Source organism: Nucisporomicrobium flavum, assembly GCF_016464385.1.
Lineage (GTDB): Bacteria > Actinomycetota > Actinomycetes > Mycobacteriales > Micromonosporaceae > Actinoplanes > Actinoplanes flavus_A.
This window is the reverse complement of sequence record NZ_JADMLH010000003.1, coordinates 1-21613: the sequence shown is the minus strand read 5'-3', so window position 1 is coordinate 21613 and position 21613 is coordinate 1. Positions and strand designations below refer to the sequence as shown.

General features: G+C 70.2%; 30 protein-coding genes and 2 pseudogenes. 17 read left to right on the top strand and 15 right to left on the bottom strand.

Annotated elements, in window-relative coordinates; translation table 11 throughout:
- The first annotated feature begins 58 nt into the window (after nt 1-58).
- The 3 genes from IT780_RS42590 to IT780_RS08240 all read left to right on the top strand — a co-directional run bounded on the left by IT780_RS42590 (nt 59) and on the right by IT780_RS08240 (nt 2472).
- A complete protein-coding gene (locus IT780_RS42590) occupies nt 59-187 on the top strand; it encodes a hypothetical protein (protein ID WP_267909967.1) in 129 nt (42 codons plus the stop codon).
- 69 nt (nt 188-256) lie between these two features.
- Nucleotides 257-1396, top strand: coding sequence for a glycosyltransferase (locus IT780_RS08245; protein WP_199510858.1), 1140 nt, complete (start codon nt 257-259; stop codon nt 1394-1396).
- Entirely contained in the window at nt 1393-2472 is a 1080-nt protein-coding gene (locus IT780_RS08240) for a glycosyltransferase (RefSeq protein ID WP_199510857.1), read from the top strand. The genes IT780_RS08245 and IT780_RS08240 overlap by 4 nt, the downstream gene beginning before the upstream one ends.
- A 367-nt stretch (nt 2473-2839) precedes the next feature.
- Here IT780_RS08240 and IT780_RS08235 read toward each other — a convergent pair whose 3' ends face one another.
- Entirely contained in the window at nt 2840-3319 is a 480-nt protein-coding gene (locus IT780_RS08235; protein WP_233412495.1) for a hypothetical protein, read from the bottom strand.
- A gap of 292 nt (nt 3320-3611) precedes the next feature.
- Here IT780_RS08235 and IT780_RS42585 point away from each other — a divergent pair, with 292 nt between their 5' ends.
- Nucleotides 3612-3740, top strand: coding sequence for a hypothetical protein (locus IT780_RS42585; protein ID WP_267909966.1), 129 nt, complete (start codon nt 3612-3614; stop codon nt 3738-3740).
- 84 nt (nt 3741-3824) lie between these two features.
- Here the strand turns inward: IT780_RS42585 and IT780_RS08230 are convergent, their stop codons facing one another.
- A complete protein-coding gene (locus tag IT780_RS08230; protein WP_199510855.1) occupies nt 3825-4112 on the bottom strand; it encodes a hypothetical protein in 288 nt (95 codons plus the stop codon).
- 329 nt (nt 4113-4441) lie between these two features.
- Here IT780_RS08230 and IT780_RS08225 point away from each other — a divergent pair, with 329 nt between their 5' ends.
- A complete protein-coding gene (locus IT780_RS08225; protein WP_199510854.1) occupies nt 4442-5371 on the top strand; it encodes an ATP-binding protein in 930 nt (309 codons plus the stop codon).
- A 319-nt stretch (nt 5372-5690) separates the two neighbouring features.
- Here the strand turns inward: IT780_RS08225 and amaP are convergent, their stop codons facing one another.
- Genes amaP through IT780_RS08190 form a run of 7 tightly spaced genes read right to left on the bottom strand, consistent with a single transcriptional unit; the run spans nt 5691 to nt 8417 of the window.
- Entirely contained in the window at nt 5691-6266 is a 576-nt protein-coding gene (amaP, locus tag IT780_RS08220) for an alkaline shock response membrane anchor protein AmaP (protein WP_267909965.1), read from the bottom strand.
- Nucleotides 6266-6802: a DUF6286 domain-containing protein gene (locus IT780_RS08215; protein WP_199510852.1), complete on the bottom strand. Its 537-nt coding sequence runs from the start codon at nt 6800-6802 to the stop codon at nt 6266-6268. The genes amaP and IT780_RS08215 overlap by 1 nt, the downstream gene beginning before the upstream one ends.
- Nucleotides 6799-7233, bottom strand: a complete 435-nt coding sequence (locus IT780_RS08210; protein WP_199510851.1) for an Asp23/Gls24 family envelope stress response protein — start codon at nt 7231-7233, stop codon at nt 6799-6801. Before IT780_RS08210 ends, IT780_RS08215 begins: the two co-directional genes overlap by 4 nt.
- The gene (locus tag IT780_RS08205; protein WP_199510850.1) at nt 7230-7442 is read right to left on the bottom strand and encodes a hypothetical protein; all 213 of its coding nucleotides are present in this window, start codon (nt 7440-7442) and stop codon (nt 7230-7232) included. Before IT780_RS08205 ends, IT780_RS08210 begins: the two co-directional genes overlap by 4 nt.
- Nucleotides 7439-7771, bottom strand: a complete 333-nt coding sequence (locus tag IT780_RS08200; RefSeq protein WP_199510849.1) for a hypothetical protein — start codon at nt 7769-7771, stop codon at nt 7439-7441. Before IT780_RS08200 ends, IT780_RS08205 begins: the two co-directional genes overlap by 4 nt.
- On the bottom strand, nt 7768-8253 hold the full coding sequence (locus tag IT780_RS08195) for an Asp23/Gls24 family envelope stress response protein (protein ID WP_199510848.1): 486 nt from the start codon (nt 8251-8253) through the stop codon (nt 7768-7770). The genes IT780_RS08200 and IT780_RS08195 overlap by 4 nt, the downstream gene beginning before the upstream one ends.
- Nucleotides 8250-8417, bottom strand: coding sequence for a hypothetical protein (locus IT780_RS08190; RefSeq protein ID WP_199510847.1), 168 nt, complete (start codon nt 8415-8417; stop codon nt 8250-8252). Before IT780_RS08190 ends, IT780_RS08195 begins: the two co-directional genes overlap by 4 nt.
- A gap of 517 nt (nt 8418-8934) precedes the next feature.
- Here IT780_RS08190 and IT780_RS08185 point away from each other — a divergent pair.
- The gene (locus IT780_RS08185; protein ID WP_199510846.1) at nt 8935-9666 is read left to right on the top strand and encodes a GAF and ANTAR domain-containing protein; all 732 of its coding nucleotides are present in this window, start codon (nt 8935-8937) and stop codon (nt 9664-9666) included.
- Between the two features lie 36 nt (nt 9667-9702).
- On the top strand, nt 9703-10434 hold the full coding sequence (locus IT780_RS08180; protein ID WP_199510845.1) for a GAF and ANTAR domain-containing protein: 732 nt from the start codon (nt 9703-9705) through the stop codon (nt 10432-10434).
- 239 nt (nt 10435-10673) lie between these two features.
- Here IT780_RS08180 and IT780_RS43420 read toward each other — a convergent pair whose 3' ends face one another.
- The 4 genes from IT780_RS43420 to IT780_RS08165 all read right to left on the bottom strand — a co-directional run bounded on the left by IT780_RS43420 (nt 10674) and on the right by IT780_RS08165 (nt 13028).
- Nucleotides 10674-11132 (bottom strand): DUF5994 family protein, encoded by a 459-nt coding sequence (locus IT780_RS43420; protein WP_372443671.1) that lies wholly within the window; start codon nt 11130-11132, stop codon nt 10674-10676.
- A gap of 135 nt (nt 11133-11267) precedes the next feature.
- On the bottom strand, nt 11268-11684 hold the full coding sequence (locus IT780_RS08175) for a hypothetical protein (RefSeq protein ID WP_199510844.1): 417 nt from the start codon (nt 11682-11684) through the stop codon (nt 11268-11270).
- A gap of 74 nt (nt 11685-11758) precedes the next feature.
- A complete protein-coding gene (locus IT780_RS08170; RefSeq protein ID WP_199510843.1) occupies nt 11759-12454 on the bottom strand; it encodes a DUF4389 domain-containing protein in 696 nt (231 codons plus the stop codon).
- Between the two features lie 382 nt (nt 12455-12836).
- Nucleotides 12837-13028: a hypothetical protein gene (locus IT780_RS08165; RefSeq protein ID WP_199510842.1), complete on the bottom strand. Its 192-nt coding sequence runs from the start codon at nt 13026-13028 to the stop codon at nt 12837-12839.
- Nucleotides 13029-13142: 114 nt separating this feature from the next.
- Here IT780_RS08165 and IT780_RS08160 point away from each other — a divergent pair, with 114 nt between their 5' ends.
- On the top strand, nt 13143-13403 hold the full coding sequence (locus IT780_RS08160) for an ATP-binding protein (protein WP_199510841.1): 261 nt from the start codon (nt 13143-13145) through the stop codon (nt 13401-13403).
- 25 nt (nt 13404-13428) lie between these two features.
- Here IT780_RS08160 and IT780_RS08155 read toward each other — a convergent pair whose 3' ends face one another.
- Nucleotides 13429-13674 (bottom strand): PP2C family serine/threonine-protein phosphatase, encoded by a 246-nt coding sequence (locus IT780_RS08155; protein WP_199510840.1) that lies wholly within the window; start codon nt 13672-13674, stop codon nt 13429-13431.
- A gap of 74 nt (nt 13675-13748) precedes the next feature.
- Here IT780_RS08155 and IT780_RS08150 point away from each other — a divergent pair, with 74 nt between their 5' ends.
- The 4 genes from IT780_RS08150 (at nt 13749) to IT780_RS08135 (ending at nt 17841) form a co-directional block, all read left to right on the top strand.
- Complete coding sequence (locus IT780_RS08150) at nt 13749-13913, top strand: hypothetical protein (RefSeq protein ID WP_199510839.1); 165 nt, start codon at nt 13749-13751, stop codon at nt 13911-13913.
- Between the two features lie 45 nt (nt 13914-13958).
- Nucleotides 13959-16169: a transketolase gene (gene tkt / locus IT780_RS08145; protein ID WP_199510838.1), complete on the top strand. Its 2211-nt coding sequence runs from the start codon at nt 13959-13961 to the stop codon at nt 16167-16169.
- 165 nt (nt 16170-16334) lie between these two features.
- Nucleotides 16335-17072 carry a GAF and ANTAR domain-containing protein gene (locus tag IT780_RS08140; RefSeq protein WP_307831088.1) on the top strand — a complete coding sequence of 246 codons (738 nt, stop codon included), beginning with the start codon at nt 16335-16337 and terminating at the stop codon, nt 17070-17072.
- 43 nt (nt 17073-17115) lie between these two features.
- Entirely contained in the window at nt 17116-17841 is a 726-nt protein-coding gene (locus IT780_RS08135) for a GAF and ANTAR domain-containing protein (protein WP_199510837.1), read from the top strand.
- A 368-nt stretch (nt 17842-18209) separates the two neighbouring features.
- Here the strand turns inward: IT780_RS08135 and IT780_RS08130 are convergent.
- Nucleotides 18210-18815 (bottom strand): annotated as a pseudogene (locus tag IT780_RS08130) (fatty acid desaturase family protein); the annotation flags it as partial.
- On the opposite strand from IT780_RS08130, the gene IT780_RS41690 reads away from it, so the two are divergent.
- The 5 genes and pseudogenes from IT780_RS41690 to IT780_RS08105 form a co-directional block, all read left to right on the top strand.
- Nucleotides 18720-19100: a sigma-70 family RNA polymerase sigma factor gene (locus IT780_RS41690; protein ID WP_307831144.1), complete on the top strand. Its 381-nt coding sequence runs from the start codon at nt 18720-18722 to the stop codon at nt 19098-19100. The pseudogene IT780_RS08130 and the gene IT780_RS41690 overlap by 96 nt on opposite strands.
- Before the next feature lie 37 nt (nt 19101-19137).
- The gene (locus tag IT780_RS08120) at nt 19138-19473 is read left to right on the top strand and encodes an STAS domain-containing protein (RefSeq protein ID WP_199510835.1); all 336 of its coding nucleotides are present in this window, start codon (nt 19138-19140) and stop codon (nt 19471-19473) included.
- A gap of 165 nt (nt 19474-19638) precedes the next feature.
- Complete coding sequence (locus tag IT780_RS08115; RefSeq protein ID WP_233412494.1) at nt 19639-19941, top strand: hypothetical protein; 303 nt, start codon at nt 19639-19641, stop codon at nt 19939-19941.
- An 82-nt stretch (nt 19942-20023) separates the two neighbouring features.
- The gene (locus IT780_RS08110; protein WP_199510833.1) at nt 20024-21013 is read left to right on the top strand and encodes a diacylglycerol/lipid kinase family protein; all 990 of its coding nucleotides are present in this window, start codon (nt 20024-20026) and stop codon (nt 21011-21013) included.
- A gap of 369 nt (nt 21014-21382) precedes the next feature.
- Nucleotides 21383-21613 (top strand): annotated as a pseudogene (locus IT780_RS08105) (hypothetical protein); the annotation flags it as partial.

The window sequence follows — 21613 nt, the reverse complement described above, 5'->3', positions numbered from 1 at the left end:
CCTCGACGAGGGCGTCACCGGTCATCTCGTCCGAGTTGTCGACCAAGCGGTCGCGGCTGTGGCCCCCATCCACATGGCCGATCGGGCCGGCTGCCGCACGCGGGCCCGCGAACGCGTCAGCGCCGGCCGGATGGCCGCCGGCTACCTGGCCGTCTACGAACGGCTGCTCGTCGAGGACGGGCGCTGAAGCCCGCTCCGCTCTCTCGACCCGGCCGGTGAGCAACCGCTGCGGGCCGACGACCGAAAGGCACGGCACATGACGATCCGGTACGGATTCCTCAGCACTCACCCGCCCACCCACTGCGGCCTGGCGACCTTCAACTCCGCGCTGGCCGCCCAGCTGGACGAGACCGGCATCCCGGGCGGCGTCGTACGCGTCGCCGCGCACGGCACCGACCCGGCGCCCGCGCCCGGCGTGGTGCACACCTGGACAGCGACGACACCGGCCGGCTGGCGTGCGACGGCCGACGTGCTCAACACCTTCGACATCGCCGTCATTCAGCACGAGTACGGCATCTACCCCGGTCGCGACGGCGGCGAAGTCCTTTCTGTACTGCACCGGCTCACCGTGCCGAGCATCGTCGTCCTGCACACCGTGCTGACCCGCCCCACCCCGAGCCAGAGATCGCTGCTCGAAGAGATCGTGGCGGCCGCCGGCGCGGTCGTGGCCATCACCAAGACCGCGTACGACCGGCTCCTCGCCGGCTACACCGTCGACGCCACCAAAGTCTCTGTGATCCCGCACGGTGCCTCCGACTACGCCGGCGCCGAGCAACGGCGGTACGCCCAGCCTCATCTGCTGACCTGGGGACTGCTGGGCCCGGGCAAGGGCATCGAGTGGGCGCTGCGCAGCCTGGCGCTGCTGCGGGATCTCGAGCCGGCACCCGTCTACACCGTGGCCGGCCGGACCCATCCCAAGGTGGTCGAACTGCACGGCGAGGCGTACCGGGCGGGCCTGCACCAGCTCGGCGCATCCCTCGGCGTCGCCCACCAGGTGCGGTACGAGTCGGCTTACCTCGACGATGCGGAACTGCGGGCCCTCGTCCGCTCGGCCGATGTCGTGGTGCTGCCGTACGACTCCACCGAACAGGTCACCTCGGGGGTCCTCGTCGAGGCGGTCGCGGCTCGGATCCCGGTCGTCGCGACCGCGTTCCCGCACGCGGTGGAGCTGCTCACCGACGGGCCCGGCCTGCTCGTACCGCACAGGAAGCCGGTCGCTCTGGCGGCTGCGATCCGCCGGATCGTCACCAGGCCCGCGCTGGCCGCCACGCTGCTCGACCGCAACGGTCACGGAGGACCGGCGCTCCGCTGGCCGGCCGTTGCCCAGCGGTACCACGAACTGGCCGCGACGCTGCTCATCGCCGGCGCCAGCCCGGTCGCTGTGGCCGGCCCGTGACGGTCAGGACAGCGGTTGCCGCACCGGGAACCGGCCGGACCGTTCCGGTCCCCACCTTCGAGCATCTGGTCCGGCTCACCGACGACACCGGCCTCTTCGAACACGCCCGGCATGCCACGGCCCGGCGCGAGCACGGCTACTGCACCGATGACGTCGCCCGTGGCCTCGTGGTCACCAGCCGCGAGGCCGCCCCCACGGCCGAGGTGCTGCGCCTCGCCGAGTGCTACCTGACCTTCCTCACTCACGCGCAGGACGCCAATGGCGCCTTCCACAATCGACTTGCGTTCCACCGCCAGTGGACGGACCAGCCCGGCCTCGGGGACTGGTGGGGCCGCGCGCTGTGGGGCCTCGGCACCGCCGCCGCCCGCTGCCCGGTCCCGTGGATCCGCCACGAGGCCCTCCTCGCCTTCAACCGCGGGGCCTGGTGCCGGGCCACCGCACCGCGGTCCATGGCCTTCGCCGCGCTCGGCGCCGCCGAGGTGCTCCGCGCCGACCCGGGCAACGAGCCGGCGGCCGGGCTTCTCGCCGATGCCGGCGCCGTCATCGGTCATCCGGGTTCCGACCCGGGCTGGCCGTGGCCGGAGCAACGGCTCACCTACGCCAACGCCGCCCTCGCCGAAGCCCTCATCATCTCCGGCGACCTCCTCGACGACCCCCCGGACTTGACCGCGGGCCTGCGGATGCTGACCTGGCTGCTGCGCATCCAGACCCGCGACAACCACCTCTCGGTGCTTCCGTCGTCAGGCTGGCAGTCGGGCGGCCCTCGGCTGCGCCACGACCAGCAACCGATCGAAGTGGCGGCGCTGGCCGACGCCTGCGCCACCGCTGCGGCCCTCACCGGTGACCATGTCTGGCACACCGGCGTACGCCAATGCGTCGACTGGTTCCTCGGCGCCAACGACATCGGCGAGGTGATGTGGGATCCGGCAACCGGCGGGGGCTACGACGGGCTGACCCTGCACGGACCCAACCTGAACCAGGGCGCCGAATCGACCCTGGCTCTCATCTCCACCCTTCAGCACCGGAGCGCCGCCGGCGCGGGCGTTGTCGTCTCCCCCGCCAGGATGGTCCCGTGAAGCGCCCGCGTGCACCGACACCAGTTCGGCGAGAGCGCGATCGCTCACCCGGCCGTCCGTAACAGCGGCCCGGAGGGCGACGCCGTCGCCCTCGGCCTTCAGACCAGGGGTGAACAGCTCGACCGCTCGATCGCCGAGCTGGACCGGCCCGGCGTCGGGCACGCCGACGTCGACGACCGGTTCGCGGCCTTGTCCGACGCCCTGCGCGACCACTTCGCGGACCAGGAGAGGGACGAGTTCCCGCTGCTCCGCCGGCACGTGCCGGCACATGATGGCCAGCGCCATGCAGGACGCACGGATCCTCGCCCTCGGCTGAGGCGGATCGATCCGCTCCGGCCCCGGCGGCCGATGTTCGCTCCGGCCGGGCTCAGACCCCGTCGCGGCGCCGGCTGTCGAGCAGTGCGGAGAGTTCGCGGGCGAGGGCGCCCAGGCTTTCGCCCCGGTACACACCGGCCAGCTCGTCCAGCAGCCGGGCCGCCACGGTGGCCTGGGCCGCCGTCAGCAACGGGGCCTGCTCCACCGCCATGTCGTCGGCGACGAGCAGCTCCCGCAGCCGCTGGGTGTACTCGTCCCGGTTGAGCGGGTTGCCCGACGGATCCCGCACGGTTGCGGTCGGCCGGGGCGGGGTGTCGCCGGACGCCGGCACCGCGCTGAAGGTGGCGTGGCCGGGACAGTAGTCGGTCTGGCGGCCGGGGTCCGACGTCCAGCCGGCAGCGTGCTCCCGCGCCCACAACCGGGCGTCCGTGTCGTTGCGCCAGGCCTCGGTCGCCGGGGGCTCGACCTGGACGGGGCACCCCGCCACATCGCAGCTGAGCACGACCCGCCGCAGCGTGCCGCCCCTGGACAAGTGAATGCTCACTAACGCCCGCTCTCGAGGTCGTCCGACCCTGCGGCTCGAAGCATCGTGGACCGACGAACAGTCGCCGCATCGACAAATGTACCGCCGTTCATCGGTCGTCAGTTGGCCCGCCCCGGGGAGGTTTTTCGGAGTAGGTTGAACTCATCCGCTTTGCCGGTGCGTCTGCCATCCCGACGGCGCCGACCGCCAAGGCCTGAGGAAATACTTCGCCGCCGAAACGCACGTCCCTGACCGGCGCAACGGTGGCGGCCGGGGCACGCGCGAGACACGAGGAGCTCAGATGGCTGACAAATCCGCGCACAAGGAAGATCGAAAGAAGCAGGGCAGCACCATCAAGGAGAAGCGAGCGGCCAAGAAGGCCAAGGTCGCGGCGAAGTCGCCCTCGCACGTTCCGCCCACGAACCGCTGACCGCAGGCTTTCCCGAGGAGTCCCATCGGCTCGCGTGCCCGCCTTGTCAGCCGGGCCGCGAGCGTTTCCCGCCGGTGCCGTGGATCAGAACGGCGGCGCGTCCTCGCCCATCAGCGCCAGTGTGGCGCCGCCCTTACCGCTCTTGAGACTCTGCACGACGACTTTGCCCGTGCTGCCGCCGGGCAGCTCCAGCGCGAAGCTCTTTCCGACGGCATTCTTGCCGATCTCGACCGCGTCGTTCGCGGGGCGGAAATCACCGGCCCAGGGCGGATTCCCACCCTTGCGCCCGGGCTCGCTGAAGAGCGCGACGGTGCCCTGGGTCCGGGTGCCGTCCGAGGAAAGAAGCGTCGCGGCCGTGCGGTAAGTAGCCATATCCCGTAAGGATATCCCCGATTGCTCCGGTCGGCTGGACGAACATTGCGGGTATCAGCCCTCACAACCGCGATCGCGGGCGTTCGACGTTCCTCTGAAGATTGGACTCAGCGGGAACAACGGTCCACCAGAACCAGGCGACCCGCCACGTGAGCGGTCGCCCGGCCGGGCTGCATATCGGCGACATCAGCCGTGCGGGTCCGTCCTCCGGGTGAGCTGAACCTGGAGCCGGGCGGGATATCGTCATGGTGGGCGGGACGACTCATCGCCCCCTCCGGCTACCCCAGCCCCCGGTAGCGCACCCATCTGACTAGGTGCCGGGAGCGTTCATGGTCGTCGAAAAACCGACACACCCGCCCTCAAGAGACCTTTCTCCCGATCCCGCCGGTGACTCCCAGCGCCTCGACGACGGCTCCGGGGCCTCCGGCCTGGACCGGATCGAGCAGGCCACACCGCTGAGAGCTCCATACCTGCTGACAGCAGCGATCGGCGACGATCGGGTAGGGGTCACCATCACCGGTGACGCCAGCACCGCGGTGGTCGAGCTCCGTGCCCGGGGCCCGTGGACGGCACTGCTCGGCGAGCATGTCAGCATCCAGTTGCGGCTGTGCCTGGCCGGACCGTCCACCGTGATCATCGTCGATCTGCGGCACCTGGAGGATCCGCACGCGGTCAGCCTGCCCTTCTGGCTGGCGGCCTGGCGACAGGCCCGGCTCGCGCCCGCTCCGGCGCATGTGGTGTTCTGCCTGCCCGCCGAGACGGCGTTGAGCGGGCGGTTCCGCAGCCGGCAGGGACCTCAGCCACGCGTGTGCGCCACCCTGATGGACGCGCGGATCGCGATCACCGAACGGGCTGCCCGGGCCGACCGGCTCCACGCCCGCCTGGCGCCGCTTCCGGCCTCGGCGGGAGCCGCCCGAGACCTCGCCGTCCAGGCGTGCCAGACCTGGAACCTCGCGCACCTGAAGGCCGACAGCGCGCTGATCATGTCGGAGCTCGCCGCCAACGCGGTCGAGCACGCCGGCACGGATTTCATCGTCACCGTGACCCACGGCGGCACCGGCCTGCACATCGCCGTGCGTGACAGCGCCGCCCGTTTCCCGCAGCCGAGCGACCTGAAAATCCACGGCCCGCAACCCTCGTACTCCGAACGTGGGCGAGGGTTGCAGCTGGTGCACGCGATCGCCGCCGGGTGGGGCACCATACCGGCCCGCGGCGGCAAGGTGGTGTGGGCATCGGTGGATCACTCCACCGCCGCATGACCCGAGCCGCGACATTCACCGGCCGTTCTGGCCGACGTCGGCGGTGTCGTTCGCGGGACGGAAACACGGGCAACCAGGCCTCAGCGCAGATGAGCGGTCTCACCGGTCCGGAACCGCTGGATGGCGCCCTCGCGGATGCCGGACAAGCCGGCGCCTCGTCGCCGTGCAGGACTCGACCGGCCGCGTCGCGGCTCAGCCGGTTGGCTGGTGGATACGGTGGGGTGAGGTGCACAAGGGCGTGCTGGCTCATGTGCTGCCGACGGTGGTCCGAGCCGGCCGCCTGATGTCACGCCCCTGGACGCGCAGGGTGGCTGACGGTTCAGAGGACACGGCCAGATTGCCGGTTACCTATGGTGAGGTTGAGGACGATGGGCAGGTCTGGCCGGTCGAGGGCCTGGCGGACATGGACGAAAGCCTGTTGTTGGACCCGGTGTCGCAGAGCGACAACGTCCGCGTCGTCGTCGCTGCGCACGGTGATCGTGAGCCGGGGATCGGCGCGGGTGCCGTAGACCTTGGCTTGGCTCGTGTCGACTCCCCGGTAGGAGTTGATCTCGGCGGTGACGGCGTCGGCGAGGGCGTCGGCGTTCAGCGCTGTCGGTCCGGCTGCCCGTTCGGCGCCGATGGCGATGTCACCGACGCGCGGGCGGGGAGTCAGGACGGCGGTGAGCCAGCGCAACGCGAGCAAGGCCACGATCGCGCAGACGAGAGCGGCAACGGGCCAGAACCAGACGCCGTTGTCGCCGAGGTACCGGGCGATCGGGTTGTCGGTCAGATACCGGCCGCCGAGCTCGGGGCCGAAGACGCCGGTGCCGGCGAGAATCCCGGCGGTGCCGGCGGCGAGCAGCGCCACGCCGAGGAGCGTGAGCAGGGCGCGGGTGGTGCGGTCGGCGTACATCAGCGTTCCCGCGTGGTGATCCGGACGGACAGCACCGGAGGGTGCATCAGGTGCAGGGCGTCGAGCTGCCGACGGGCGGTCTCGGTCAGGCTCGTACGCAAGGCGCTCTCGCCGTTGTTGCCGGCGGCGCGGCTGGTGACGCTGATGCGGGCGCGATGTCGTCGGACGGTGACGTGGGCCCGGCTGACGCCGTCTATGCCGGTGACGGCTCGGCGCAGGGTGTGCGCGAGCCCCGCGCGGGTGATGGCGGCGTCGGTGGCCGGGTCGTCGGTGGCGATCGGGAGACGGGTCGGGCGTCGCGGTTTGAGTTGCGCGGTGAGCAGCAGCAGCCCGGCAGCCCCGAGACCGATGCTCAGCAGCACGACGGGTGCCGCCCCCCAGGTGGTGTGCGCTGCCCAGCGGTAGACGCCGGGCCAGTCGAGGAGTACGGGGCGGTGGCCGGCACGCTGCGCGATCACCTCGGTCACCGCCACGGCGGCGGCGAAGATCACGCCGACAGCAAGGAGCAGAGCCAGCAGTCGGTTGAAGACCCTCATGATTCCGCCCGGCTCGTGGGAGCGGGGCCGGCGATCAGGCCGGCGACGGTGATCCGGATCTCGGCGACGGTCAGCCCGGTCAGGTCGTGGACCCGGGTGCGGACGTGGTCGCGGACCCGCGTGCTGGTGTCTGCGATGGAGGCGGGCCAGCGGGTGCTGATGGTCAGGTCCAGATAGACGGTCCGGCCGTCGATGTCCACGGCGGCCTTCGGCGCCTGACGCAGGCCGGTGCGGCGGATGCCGAGGTGTCCGGCGCCGGGAATCGCGTGCCCGAAGACCCGCGGTGCGGCACCGCCGGCATCGGGGATCTCGAGGACGGCACGTGCGATGATTTTCTCGACCACCCGGTCGGCGATGGTGATCTGCCCGAACTCGGCGTCACCGGCCGGGGGCGCGATGCCGGGACGGGCTGGTTCGGTGGTGACGGTCATCGGGGGTTCCGCCGGCCCTGCAGGAGGCCGCTGAGGTCGAGGTCGCCGGCAACGGCCCGGGCGACCGCGAAGCCGAGGCCGCCGAACAGGGCGACGATGAGCATGGGGCCGAGACCGCCGAAGGCCAGGGCGAAGCCCAGCGCCAGCCCGACGACGGTTCCCAAGGTTGCACGGTTCATGGCGTTCTCTTTCTCGAACTGGTCCGTCATGGGGATATCCGCATGGGCGGCGGGTCTTCGATGTCGGCGACGATCACATCGACGCGGTGCAGCGGTGCCACCGCGCCCACCGCGGAACGGATCTGCGCGACGAGTTCGGTCACCGGCGCCCAGCGGCTGCGGACCTGGATCAGGACCGTGCCGGCGGTGACGGTGACGCCGTCGACCCGCCGGCTGGGGAGATAGGTGGCCGCGCCGGACGGCGAGCCGGCCACCAGATCCGCCACGGCCGGGCACCCGCGCACCGCCGCGGCGACCAGGTCGACGTCGACCCCGTCGACGACCGCTTCGTCCGGCCCGGCCACGACGGTGACGATCATGAGACGCGGGACTCGGTACGGTCCTCGGGCGCTTCGGGCATGTGTACGTCGTCGACGTTGATGTTGACCTCGACAACGTTGAGGCCGGTCATCCGCTCGATCGCGGCCTTGACGTTGCGCTGGATGCCGCGACCCAGGTCGGCGATGCTGATGCCGTACTCGACGACGATGTCCAGGTCGATCGCGGCTTCGGTCTCGCCGACCTCGACGCCGACACCCTGGGCGACGTTGGGGCCGTTGCTGCCCGGGATGCGCTCCCGCAGGGCGCCGAACGCGCGGGTGCCGCCGCTGCCCATGGCGTGGACCCCCGCCATCTCGTGGCAGGCGATTCCGGCGATCTTCTGCACGACGTTCTCCGCGACGGTGATCCTGCCCTCGGCCGTGTTGAGCCGGCTCTGGCGCGGCACTGGGAGAGCCTCGGCCGTGCTGCGGACCGGCGTCGTCGGTGTGGCTTGCTCGTTGTTGGTCAGTGCCGTTGTCATCGGAATGTGTGCTCCTTGGGAATCCGGCGCGATTGAGCGCCGGCGGCGGCATCGGTGAACGACACGGCCGTCCGGATGTGGGTCTGCTCGCGGGTGGAAGCGCGATCCACCGAACGTGACCCGTGGGTGGGGCCGAGCCGATGTTGATCGGCGATGTCGACCATCGCACTCACGTTCCTTCACGTGCGCCATCGAGCAGGTATCGCGCCGTCAGACGGTCGCTAACAGGTCGCTTCGAGGGTGCATCCGTGGTCGGTGTTCCGACCGCCATCGGCGACAACCCTCAACCGGGTGCGGCATCTGATTGACGGTCCGTCACCCGGTTCGGAACATCCAGCAGCGCCTCAACGGTTCGAGGGAATGCTGGGACCGGATCACCGGGGACCGGAGTGATAAGCCCAGCGTACGCCACATTGAGCTCCCCGCCACCGGCCAGATGCCAGATGGTGGCAATCGGGCCCAAATCCTGTTCGGTCCGCTGGCACAGCGGCCCCGGGTGACTGTCCATCTGTCCGCCACGCCGCCTCGGCCGCGAAACACCGGCGCCACGGTACGATCCTTGCGAATCTGCTGCCCAGGCCCTCGGCGGCACCTGAGCGAAAGGTGCGGCCATGCGACGCACGCCGACGAGCAGGCAATCGTTCCGGAGGGTGAGCGGGGCGGACCGCGACGGTGGAACCGATGGATGATCAGGCGCAGATCATCCGTCGTCTGGTCGCCGACTCCACGCGGGGTATGTCGACCGCCGTCTTCCTGCACTACGTGTGCCGGACTGCCGCGCGCGCGTTGTCGGCCTCGGGCGTCGGTATCAGCGTGATGACCGACGACGGCACCCGCGGGGTCTGCGCCGCGTCCGACCCGCTGAGTGAACGGGTCGAGGAGCTGCAGTTCGTCATGGGCGAGGGACCCTGCATCGACGCGTTCGCCACCCGCCGGCCGGTCCTGGTCGCCGACCTGGGCGGCAGCGCGACACACCACCGGTGGCCCGGGTACGCGGCGGCCGCCCTGCAGGACGGGGTACGGGCGGTGTTCGCGTTCCCGTTGCAGGTCGGCGCCGCCCGCCTCGGCATCCTGGACGTGTTCCGGCAACGGGCCGGCCCGCTTGCTGACACGGAGTTGCCGTTGGCGCTGACTTTCGCCGACGTGACCGTGGAGGCGCTGCTCGACCGGCAGCGCGATGCCGGGGTCGGCGCCGAGGACGGCACGGTGCCGCCCGGCGGTGTGGCCGCCGACGTCGGACATCGCGCGGAGCTGTTCCAGGCCCAGGGGATGGTCATGGTCCAGCTCGGTGTCAGCATCGGTGAGGCGCTGGCCCGGATACGCGCATATGCGTACGCCCAGGAACGCCGTCTCGACGACGTGGCGCGCGACATCGTCGCTCGCCGTCTGCGCTTCGACCAGGACCATCAATGATCGACCCGAATCTGCACGGCTAGCCGGGAGGCAGGCATGACCACCGTTTCCGCGGAGCGACTCGCGGCAATCCTCGTCGAGGTGGCCGACACTCTCGTCGACGACTTCGACCTCATCGATTTCTTGCAGATGCTCACCGAACGAGCCACCAGCCTGGTCGACGCCGCTGCCACCGGACTGGTCATGGCCGACCCGCGCGGGCGGCTGGAGTTCATGGCCGCCTCCGACGAGAGCGCCAAGCTGCTCGAGCTCTTCCAGCTGCAGAACGAGGAAGGACCCTGCCTGGAGGCATTCACCAGCGGACAACCGGTCATCAACGTCGACTTGGCGGCGGCCGCCGACCGCTGGCCTCGCTTCGCCCCCCGCGCGACCTCGGCGGGCTTTCAGTCGGTGCACGCCTTCCCGATGCGGGTCCGCCAGCAGGTGATCGGCGCGCTGAATGTCTTCGGCGACACCAAGGGCGGCGACTTCGTCGACACCGACGTACCGATCATGCAAGCCCTCACCGACATCGCCGCGATCGGTCTCCTGCAGGAACGCACGATCCGCCAGAGCGAGATTCTCACCGAGCAGTTGCAGGGCGCACTCAACAGCCGGGTCGCCATCGAACAGGCCAAGGGTGCGGTCGCGCAGGCGTGCGGGGTCTCCGTCGACGAGGCGTTCACCGCAATCCGCCGGTACGCCCGCAACCACAACAAGAAACTCACTGACGTCGCGCATGCCGTCACCACCGAACCCGGCCTTGCCGTCCGGATCCTCCCCCACTGATCATCCCTCGCCCCGGTGCAGGCAGGCGACCGGCCCGACCCGGCCGAGGTCTTCCCGCCATCGGCCGGGCCGGTCGGAGTCGAAGGGGGCGGCCAACCGGCCGACGCGCTGGTCACCGACAGTGCCAGGTCGTCCCGCACGGTCGGTGTCGAGGCCCTCTGGATGGTGGTGGCACGCAGGCGCCAGCGCCCACCTTGCGCCGCTACCCGATTGCCCGTTTCTTGCCGAGCTTCCTGGTGTCACCGGAGCGAGTTCCCACGGTGCCCAGCGGGCTGTCCACCTTCGCTTTCCCAGCGGTCCTCGCCGTTGGCAAGGCTTCGCTCGTCAGTAGTCGTTTCGGATTCGGGCCGGGGTTGGCCAGGCGGCCATGCGGGACTGATGAGTAGGACAGCAGACGTGCCGTCGGCGCAGAGCGCGGTGAGCGTAGCCGGCGGCTGATCAGGAAAGTAGCCGATGCCGATGGTGCGGTCGGCCACGACGATGTGCTGCGGTCGCGTCGCCCAGCCGGCGACACTCAGCCTCAGCCGGCAGACCGGACCGTTGATCCGGTCGAGAAGTGGGATCAAGGCTGGCAGCTCCACGGTGGGGTCCGCGGATCGCGGCCCCCACCTGCCGTCGAAGAGCGTCCGATGAAGCCGGAACGGCTCGAACCGTACCAGCGGCGGTCTGGACGAAGGTTGTACGTTCGGCGACGTCATGAGGACCTCCTCGTCGGGCACGGTGCCGGCGGTAGGCCGGTCAGCGTCGCCGCCGGCCGCCCGACAGGCGTGGAGCCGACAGGCGTGGAGCCGTCGGCACCCCGGCCTCGGCGCTCCCCGCGGTGACGGCGTGCGTCAGTGGTGCACTCGGAACTGGATTCGCTGCTCGAGGTAGTCGACGTTGTACAGGACGATGTACTCGGTGCCGTCGGGAACGTTGCGGGCCAGGACAGTTTGGCGCCGGCCGCATGCGGTGACCGGTTCGGTGTAAGTGAGGCTGCCGTCGACCAACGGGTAGAAGCCCAGCAGGAAGGTCTGGCACCGATCGGACGGATTGGCCGGATCCTTGATGTGGGACACGCTGATGGTCCGGCACCGGGAGTCCGGCACGGTGAGGACTTCGCTGCCGACGCGTCCGCCCTCGTAGAAGCCGGCTTCGGGCTGAACCGACACACACGCGCGGTGCCCGCGGGAGGCCGAGGCGGAGGCGGGTATCAAAGCGGTGGAGAGGATCATGGCCGAAATGGCCAGTAAGTAGCTCAGGCGTCTCATGGTCGAGCTCTCCATTCCATGATGGGGAAACACGGCTGGACGGTGGGTCAGCCGGTCGGTAGGTCGGGCGATCCTCACCCCGCCGGGGGCGCGATGACGGTGGTCGCCGGATCTTGGCCGCCGGCATCCAACCGGAACGGCGGGTAAGCGTCGGTCATCAACGCGGTGTACGCGGCAACCCGCAGCACCCACCGGTTCAGGCCCAGGATGAAGTCGTACAGGCCAGGCGGGTACCGGCCGGTGACGGCCAGAACGATCGCGGCGACCAGCACCAGCAGCCCGATCAGGCCGCCACCTGTCCAGCTGTAGCCGTCGGTGTCGGAGTTGACCGCGAACCAAGCGCCTCCGCCGGCCAGGATGCCGACGATCAGCAGATGCGGCAAGGCGAGCAGCCACCACTTCACCAGTACGAGCCCGCGCGACAAGTGCTCCGGGTAGGAGACTTCCAGGTGCGCCGGGTACTCGGCGACCTCGGCAAGGGTGAACGGGGGATACCGGTCGGTACCGAGCGCGCTGTAGGCGTAGTAATTGACCCGCCAGCTCCAGCGCATCACACCGACGTTGAAGTCGAACATCGTTCGGGGGTACCGGCCGGTGAACAGGATCGCGAAGAACGCGATCACGGACACCACGCAGAAGGCGATCCACAGGGCGAGCAGGACGATGAAGTGCGGAATCGCGAGAACCCACTTCACCAGCCACAGCCAGCGGGACAGGTGCGAGTCCAGGCGCGCGTCCACACGTACCGGATAGGCGGTCGCTGCGGTCATGATCGTCGGGCCTCCAACGGATCGGTCAGCGCCCTGGTCCTTCGGGCACGGAAGCACCCGACCGGATCAAACGACTGATGTGCCGACTCCGTCCGGAGCCCGTGTGGCGAGGGCTGATGCCCACGACCCGCCGCACCTCGCCGTCGAGACGACATACGGGTGAGGGTGGTTTGCCACCGCTCGGCCTCAGACTCGGCGGTGCCGCGTCTGGCTACCGAGGTCTGGGGTAGCGCGCCCGATGGGCGCCGGTCGTCACGTCAGCTGACGAACCAATCCAGCCTTGACGGTACGCGCTATCCGTATGCATGGTTCGTCGTTGCCCTGTCGGCTATTCCCGGACTCCGCGTAACCGCGCTATCCGACTCGCAGAGGTGGTCGAACGCTACAGGTTGCCGGCGGTGCTCGTCTCCGGGTCGGCGGGCGAGGCGTCTGGACGGGGCGCGCCGAAGCGTGCCGGGTACCGCCGGAACAGCGGCCGGTAGAGGTAGCCGGTGACCGCCGCCAGCAGCGCCGTCATCAGCATCGAGCCGATGAGGGTACCGGCGGACGCGTCAGGGTCGCTGCGGGCGGTCATGGTGAATGGCCATGCCGGTGACCGGCTCCGATCAAGGTTTAACGTCCGGATGTCGCAGGACGAACAGGCCGCCTGCGGTGGGACGAACCCAGCCTGGTCGGCACCGCGGCACTGGTGGTCAGTGAGCTGGTGAGCAATGCGTCGATGCACGCGAACACGATGATGACGTTGCAGATCGGGTTGCGGTCGGGTCACCTGCGTATCGCTGTCTTCGACGGCTCAGCCGCCCACGCCGTGGCCCGGCAGGCCGGATCAGACGGTGTCGGCGGCCGTGGCCTGCTGCCGGTCGACGCCGTCTCCGCAGCCGAGGGCTCGACGGCCCTGGATACCGGCAAGGTGGTGTGGTCGGCGCTGGGCCGCTCCGGAAGCTCCTGAAACGCCGGGGTTCGAGGTCGCCGGTTCACTGCGACCGCGAGGCGGCCCCGTCCACAGACAGCACGATCACCGCGACGCCGTCGTCGACCTCGGCGAATGTGCCGAGGTCGACCAGGCGCGGCTCGACCAGGATGCCGACCAGAGCGCCTCCGTCCGTGGCGTGGTAGGCGGCGGAGCCGTCGGCGCGCACGACGAGGGCCGGCGGATGGCCACCGTCGCCGAGGAAGAAGCCGGTGCGCACGGTCCCGCAGCGGTCCGGGTCATCGATCACACGGTCTCGCGCTCGCGGATTCACGCCTCCGCCTTTGCGTTTACCGGCCCGCACGCCGGGCACGCACCCATCAGGTGCCATCGGTTCATGCCACGTCCGGCACGTTCCGCGCTCCTTCTCCGATCGCGGTGGTCATCTCGTCCGACCGCGAGAGCCGCATCTTCTTCGCGTTCGTGGCCGCCTTCGAGCATTTCGTCGGCGGCACCGCCGGCAAACGCCAGGAGCTCGTCGTGGCGTGATCGGTGTCCGGCTCACGCCCTCACCGCACGACTGAGGAGACCGATATGACCCAGCTCCGACCCTCCACGATCGCCCTCCCGCGGCAGGTGCCGGCACCGGTCGCGGACGCCGTGGGCTGGACCGCCGTCGACGTCCGTGCCGTGGACACCGCCCGGCTGCTGGCCGCCGATGCCGTACAGAAGACCGGCAACGGTCATCCGGGCACCGCGATGAGCCTCGCTCCGCTGGCCTATCTGCTGTTCCACGACGTGATGTGCCACGATCCGAACGACGACCAGTGGCTCGGCCGGGACCGCTTCGTACTGTCCGCCGGGCATACCAGCCTCACCCTGTACACCCAGCTGTATCTCAGCGGGTACGGCCTTGAACTTGACGACCTGCGTGCGCTGCGCACTTGGAACTCCGCGACCCCGGGACACCCCGAGTACCGCCACACCCGCGGCATCGAGATCACTACCGGACCGCTCGGCCAGGGCCTCGCCAGTGCCGTCGGCATGGCCATGGCCGCCCGCCGCGAGCGCGGCCTGCTCGACCCGGACGCCGCGCCGGGACAGAGCCCGTTCGACCACCACGTGTACGTGATCGCCTCCGACGGCGACCTCATGGAGGGCCTCACCGCCGAGGCGAGCTCGCTGGCCGGCCACCAGCAGCTGGGCAACCTCGTCGTGTTCTACGACGCCAACCACATCTCCATCGAGGACGACACCGGCATCTCGTTCAGCGAGGACGTCCCCGCCCGCTACGCCGCCTACGGCTGGCACGTGCAGACCGTCGACTGGACCCGGACGGGAGCGTACGTGGAGGACGTCGACGCGATGCTGGCCGCCATCGACGCGGCCAAGGCGGAGACCGGCCGGCCGTCGCTGATCCAGCTGCGTACGGTCATCGGCTGGCCCGCCCCGACGAAGCGCAACACCGGTAAGGCCCACGGCGCCGCCCTCGGCGCCGACGAGGTCGCCGCGACGAAGCGGGTGCTCGGGTTCGACCCGGGCGCCACGTTCGCCGTCGACGAGGAGGTGCTGGCGCACACCCGCGGGGTCGTCGCGCGCGGGGCCCGCGTACACAAGGAATGGTTGCCGGGCTTCGAGGCCTGGCGCGGCAGGCACCCGGACCGGGCGGCACTGCTCGACCGGCTGCTCAAGCGGGAGTTGCCGGACGGCTGGACGGCGGCGCTGCCCACCTTCGAGCCGGATGCCAAGGGCATGGCCACTCGCAAGGCCTCCGGTGAAGTGCTCTCCGCCCTCGCGCCGGTCCTCCCCGAGCTGTGGGGCGGATCGGCTGATCTGGCCGAGAGCAACAACACCACGATGACCGGCCAAGCGTCCTTCATCCCGGCCGACCGGCAGACCCGCGAGTGGACCGGCGGCCCGTACGGCCGGACACTGCACTTCGGCATCCGCGAGCACGCGATGGGTGCGATCCTCAACGGCATCGCCCTGCAGAGCCTGACCCGACCGTACGGCGGCACTTTCCTGGTCTTCAGCGACTACATGCGCCCCGCCGTCCGGCTGGCCGCGCTCATGCAGCTGCCGGCGACCTTCGTCTGGACCCACGACTCGATCGGCCTGGGCGAGGACGGCCCCACCCACCAGCCCGTCGAGCACCTCGCCGCGCTGCGCGCCATTCCCGGCCTCGACGTCGTACGGCCGGGAGACGCCAACGAGACCGCGGTCTGCTGGCGCACGATCCTCGAGCACACCGACCGGCCCGCCGGCCTGGTCCTCACCCGGCAGAACCTGCCCGTCCTCGAGCGTGGCCCGCACGCGTACGCTCCCGCCGCCGGCGCCGCCCGCGGCGGCTACGTCCTGGCCGGAGCGGACACCGACGCGGACGTCGTCCTCGTCGGCACCGGTTCGGAAGTGCAGATCGCCCTCGATGCCCGCGAACTGCTCGCCGCCGACGGCGTCACCGCCCGCGTGGTCTCCATGCCGTGCCGGGAGTGGTTCGCCCAGCAGCCGCCCGCCTACCGGGACGAGGTCCTGCCGCCCACGCTGCGGGCCCGGGTCAGCGTCGAGGCCGGCATCGGTCAGAGCTGGCGCGAGATCGTCGGAGACGCCGGCCGCATCGTCAGCCTGGAGCACTTCGGCGCCTCCGCCGATCACCAACGGCTCTACCAGGAGTTCGGCATCACCGCCCAGGCCGTCGGCGCGGCCGCCCGCGACAGCATCCGCGACACCGGCGGTACCGTACGCCCCGGTGGCAACCAGCCGACCGCCGGGCCCACGACCGGCGGCACCGGCGACCGTCCCGCCTGAGCTCGCGACGTGGCCGCGCCGTCGGCGTAGGGTGACCCCTACTAGTTCACCATCGGACATGCTGCTGCCCTAGCCCTCGGCGGTTCCCCGAATCAGGGAGAGGCGCAGCCATGACAAACCAGTCACGTCCTCCAGCCGTATGGGTGCGGCGCGACCGATCACCCGGTGACCGTCGTGGATGAGCGCCTCGTCCACGTGAATCGCATGGTCGCGGACGAGCCGGCACGTCCCGGCGACGGCCCCGGCGTCGCCGGAGAGCTGCGCCGGTTGTGCAGCGCCGCCGGACGGACGCTGTCCGCCTCCGGCGCCGGGGTCAGTGTGCTGGCCGGGGATGGGATGCGGGGCGTGGCCGCGGTATCCGAGCCGGCCTTCGAACCACTCGAGGAGCTGCAGTTCTCGCTGGGTGAGGGTCCGTGCCTGGACGCGTTCGCCAGTCGTCAGCCGGTGCTCGTACCTGATCTCTCGGAGGGGGCGATGGGGCGATGGCCGGGGTACGCGCCGGCACTGCACGACAACGGTGTACGGGCGGTGTTCGCGTTCCCGTTGCAGATCGGCGCGGCCCGGCTCGGAGCACTCGATGTCTTCCGCAACGAGGTGGGCGCCTTGACGGCCGGGGAGTTCCGCGACGCGTTGACCTTCGCCGACGTGGCGGTGACGGCGCTGCTCGACGGTCAGGCGCGGGCGGCACCCGGAACAGCCGCCGACGGCCTGGACGACGAGGTGGTGGGGCACCGGGCGGAGCTGTTCCAGGCGCAAGGGATGGTGGCGGTGCAGTTGGGTATTTCCTTGGCGGATGCGCTGGCGCGATTGCGCGCTTACGCATACGCCGAGGACAAGCCATTGGGAGACGTCGCGCGCGACGTGGTCGCGCGTAGGGTTTCGTTCGACAGCGGCCAGTCGTGACCGCCGTCGACCCGGTATTCGCCAGAAGGGGCGGTACGCCGCTGTGACCACCGTTTCCTCCGAGCGGCTGGCGACGCTGTTCGTTGACGTCGCCGACACGCTCGTCGACGAGTTCGACGTGGTGGAGTTCCTGCAGATGCTCACCCGACGGGTGGCCGGCCTGTTCGACACCGGTGAGGCCGGTTTGATGCTCGCCGATCACCGCGATCGGTTGACTTTCATGGCCGCCTCCGACGAGAGCGCCCGGCTCATGGAGTTGTTCCAGCTGCAGTACGGCGACGGTCCGTGCCTCGACGCCTTCCGCACAGCCAAGCCGGTGACCAATGTGAATCTGGCTGCGGCGACGGAGAAGTGGCCCGCGTTCGCGCCACGAGCCGCTCAGGCCGGCTTCGAGTCGGTGCACGCCTTCCCACTGCGCCTGCGCAAGCAGGTGATCGGCGCGATGGGCGTGTTCGGCAGCACCACCGAGCTGGACGAGGCGGACGCCCACATCGTGCAGTCCCTGGCCGACGTCGCCGTGATCGGCCTGCTGCAGGAACGCGCCATCCGCCGCGGCGAGGTGCTCACCGGCCAGTTGCAGGGGGCTCTGAACAGCCGCATCGTCATCGAGCAGGCGAAAGGCATCGTCGCCCAGGCCCACGGTGTGAATCCTGACGAGGCGTTCATGCTGATCCGTGACTTCGCCCGCCGGAACAACCGCCGCCTCAGCGAGGTGGCTGACACCATCGTCACCGGGCTGCCGAGCCTGCCGGACCTGGGCCGCCGGTAACGGCGTTTCAGGCGGTCGGCGCGTTGACGGCCATGCCGTGTCGCCATGGGATGCGACACCGGCCGTCGTGACGACGGTGTGAGCGGCGCCGTCGATGGTCACCGCCGACACCCGGGCCAGGCGCCCGGCCACGCACTCGAGCCAGGGTTGCGGTGCAAGAACGGCTTCGCCGGACGCGGCCAGGGCCACGCGGCGATCCGGGCGACCGCACACAGGCCCGAGGGCCGGGTCGAAGCGATAGCCGCCTCCATTTGTCTCCCGGACAGGTTCAGTCCTGCGGGCCGACCAGTGTCCCCTTTGACGGCGGCCCGCAGGACCCCCACTGCCGAGTGAAGTGTGAGACTTCCGGCTGTCTGCGGAAATGGGCGTCAGCGGGACGTCGGCGTGAAACTGTCGACGGCAAGTCGCCGGTCGCGTCGAGCCGCCCGCAGCGGGGCTCCGACCGCATGCAGATGACACAGGGCCTGCCGGTACGAGGTGAGCAGACTCGTCTCCACATAGGCGATGCCGGCCTGCTCGCAGTACGCCCGGACTATGGGCTGCGCTTTGGGCAGGTTGGGGGTGGGCATCGCCGGGAACAGGTGATGCTCGATCTGATAGTTGAGCCCGCCGAGGGCCACGTCGGTCAACCGGCCACCGGTGACGTTGCGGGAAGTCAGCACCTGCTTGCGTAGGTAGTCCTCGCCGCCTGCCGGGTGGGGCATGCCCTTGTGGTTCGGTGCGAACGTCATCCCCAGGTATACCCCGAACACCGCGTGATGCACGGCGAAGAACACCAAGGCCTGCAACGGGGAGAGGACCAGCAGCAACGCGGCCGCGTAGGCGATCAGATGGCCGGCCATCAGGCCCGCTTCCAGGCCCCGGCGTTTCATGCCCGGATGACGCAGCGCCTTGAAACTGGAGATCCGCAGGTCGATGCTGAGCAGGGTCAGCAGGGGGAAGAAGAGCCCCGCCTGATGCCGGCTGACGCCGCGACGTCGTTGTCCACGCCGGTCGGCCAGGACGGCCAGGTCGAGCTGGGCGACACCCTGGGCGCTGACGACCAGGAATACGAGATGGTCGAGAGCCGGGCCGCGCTCGGGCGTGCGATGCCCCTCCTCGGCCAGCGGGACCGGGCGATCCTGATCCTGCGCTTCTACGGCAACCACACCCAGGCCGAGATCGCCGACCAACTCGGGATCTCGCAGATGCACGTATCCCGGTTGATCACCCGAGCGCTGCGACAGCTCCGCCTCGCGATGGAACCGGACAACCGCTGAACCGACCGCAGGGATCGAATCTCACCGAGGTGACACCGTGGTGCCACAGAACAGCGCGTGTGTCGTCACCATCGTCGCGCGCGACGACCGTACCGTCTGGATGCGTCTTCTCGGCGCGCTCGACATCGACGCCGAGCCGGTCCTCACCGCAGCGGTCACCCGCCTGGGTGAGCTGGCGCCGCGCCGGGTGGTCCTGGACTTCGCTGGGGTCACCTTCGCGGGCTCCGCGCTGTGCCACCTCCTCGTCCGGCTGCACTTGATCGCTCCCGGCGCGTCCGTCCTCATGCAGCACACCTCGCCGCAAGCGCGGTATGTGATGGCGGTGACCGGGACCGACGACCTCGTCGTCCACGGTGACGAACCACTCCCATAGAAAGCGTCCTGAACCGTTTGGGCCGGGCCGTACCGGGCATTCCTCTATCGACAACGGCAAATAATTGCCGTTCACCCGGGCTATTGTCCGCCCATTGCTTCCGCCAGCCGCATGCCGTCGAAAAGCGACGTGCCGGACGCGGTTTCATGGCTTTTGGAGATCTTCTTGACCAGTTCCAACGTGGAAACTTCCCGGCACGACGTCGCCTCGGTCAATTCGGCCGCACGCCGACCGGCCGAGACAAAGGCCGCCTTCAAGACCACCGAGTTCATCGCGTACGTCGTCATCACGGTCGCGATCCTCATCGCCTCGCTGGTCGCCGACGGCAACGGCAACGGCGACAACGGCAGCAGCGCCGACTACTTCCGCGCCGACCGCGCCTGGCTGTACATCACGCTGCTGACCATCGGCTACATGATCAGCCGCGGACTGGCCAAGGCGGGCACCCGCAGCACCGATCACTCCTGATCGCACCGGCCGCCGCCCCAGTTACGGGGCGGCGGCGTTCGCTGTTTCCCGCCACTTCCACCGACCGCGAGGACATCCCGCCATGCGTGCACCGATCTCGTCCCGGCCGGCGCAACCCGGCGCGCTGCGGACGGCCGTCATCGTCAACCCGACCAAAGTGCCCGACATCGGCGAGCTGCGCCGGACCATCACCCGGGCGCTGACGGCCGCCGGCTGGCCCGAACCGATGTGGCTGGAGACCACCGCCGACGACCCTGGCGCCGGCCGATGCGAGCGTGCGGTCCGGGACGGCGCCCAGCTCGTGTTCGCCTGCGGCGGCGACGGCACGGTGATGGCCTGCGTAACCGCTCTCGCCGGAACCGACGTCGCGCTGGCCGTCCTGCCGGCCGGCACCGGCAACCCGCTGGCCGCCAATCTGGGACTGACCGACGACGTTGCCACGGCCGTCGAGGTCGTCCTGCAGGGCGGCCGCCGGCGCATCGACGTCGGCGCCGTCGGCGAGCAGAGCTTCGCCGTGATGGCCGGCATGGGCTTCGACGCCCACATGCTCGACGCGACCAACGCCACCGCGAAAAAGCACATCGGCTGGCTCGCCTACGCCGCCGGAGCCGCCAGACACCTACGCGACAGGCCCATGCGGATCAGCATCAAACTCGACGACCACACGGCGTTCACCCGCCGCCCCCGCACCGTCATCGTCGGCAACGTCGGCCGCCTGCAGGGTGGCATGCGACTGCTCAACGATGCCCAGCCCGACGACGGGCTCCTCGACGTCGCCGTGCTGAGCCCCCGCACGCTACGGCACTGGGCCGCCCTCGCCTGGGGCGTCCTGCGCCGCAAGGACACCGTCGCCCGGATGGAGACCTTCACCGCTGGTCGCGTGGAGATCCGCAGCAACCGGGCTCAGCCCCGCCAGCTCGACGGCGACCTCATCGACCCCGGCACGCACCTTCTCGTCACCGTACGGCCGAAAGCGCTCCTGCTCTGCGTGCCGCAACCGGCGATCGACCCCGACCTCGCCCACGACGCCGACGCCGTCCGCCGCGAAGCGGACAAGGTTCGCACCCGGTAGCAGCGGCGACACCGGGTTCGCGCAGGCCGGCTGGGGGGACCCCAGAAATGTCAGAGCTTTCCGCCATCCGGCAGCAACGGAGGCGACCGTCCGATCTCAGCGGCCCAGCATGAGCGCCGCACCCACGAGCGGTCGTTCCAGCCGGATCCGCGGTCTTCCCCGCCTCGACCCGGCTTCGCCGGGCGCGCTTTGGTCGCCGGCTGACCCGCGCAGTCACACCTGTACGTCACACGGACCGGCCACCACCGGGCTGCACCCCATCGGCGCCGTCCGCAAGGAGCACATCGACTTCGACGGCGACTCCGCCCCCGGGCAACGGCGCTGATCGTCTCCCGCTTCACCGACGATCCACAAACGAAGGAGCATCAGATGAACGACCGTCACACCACGATCCGCACTCTGCACGACGTCGGCGCCGCAGTCTGGATGGGCGGTTCGCTCATGGGTGCGGTCGGCCTCAACGGCGCCTCGCAGGACGTCGCCGACGCCGGCGAACGTACGCTGATCGCTTCCAGCGGCTGGGCCCGGTGGGCCCCGGTGTCCGCCGCGGCGATCGCCGCGCACCTGGCCGGAGGGCTGGGTCTGCTCATCGTCAACCGG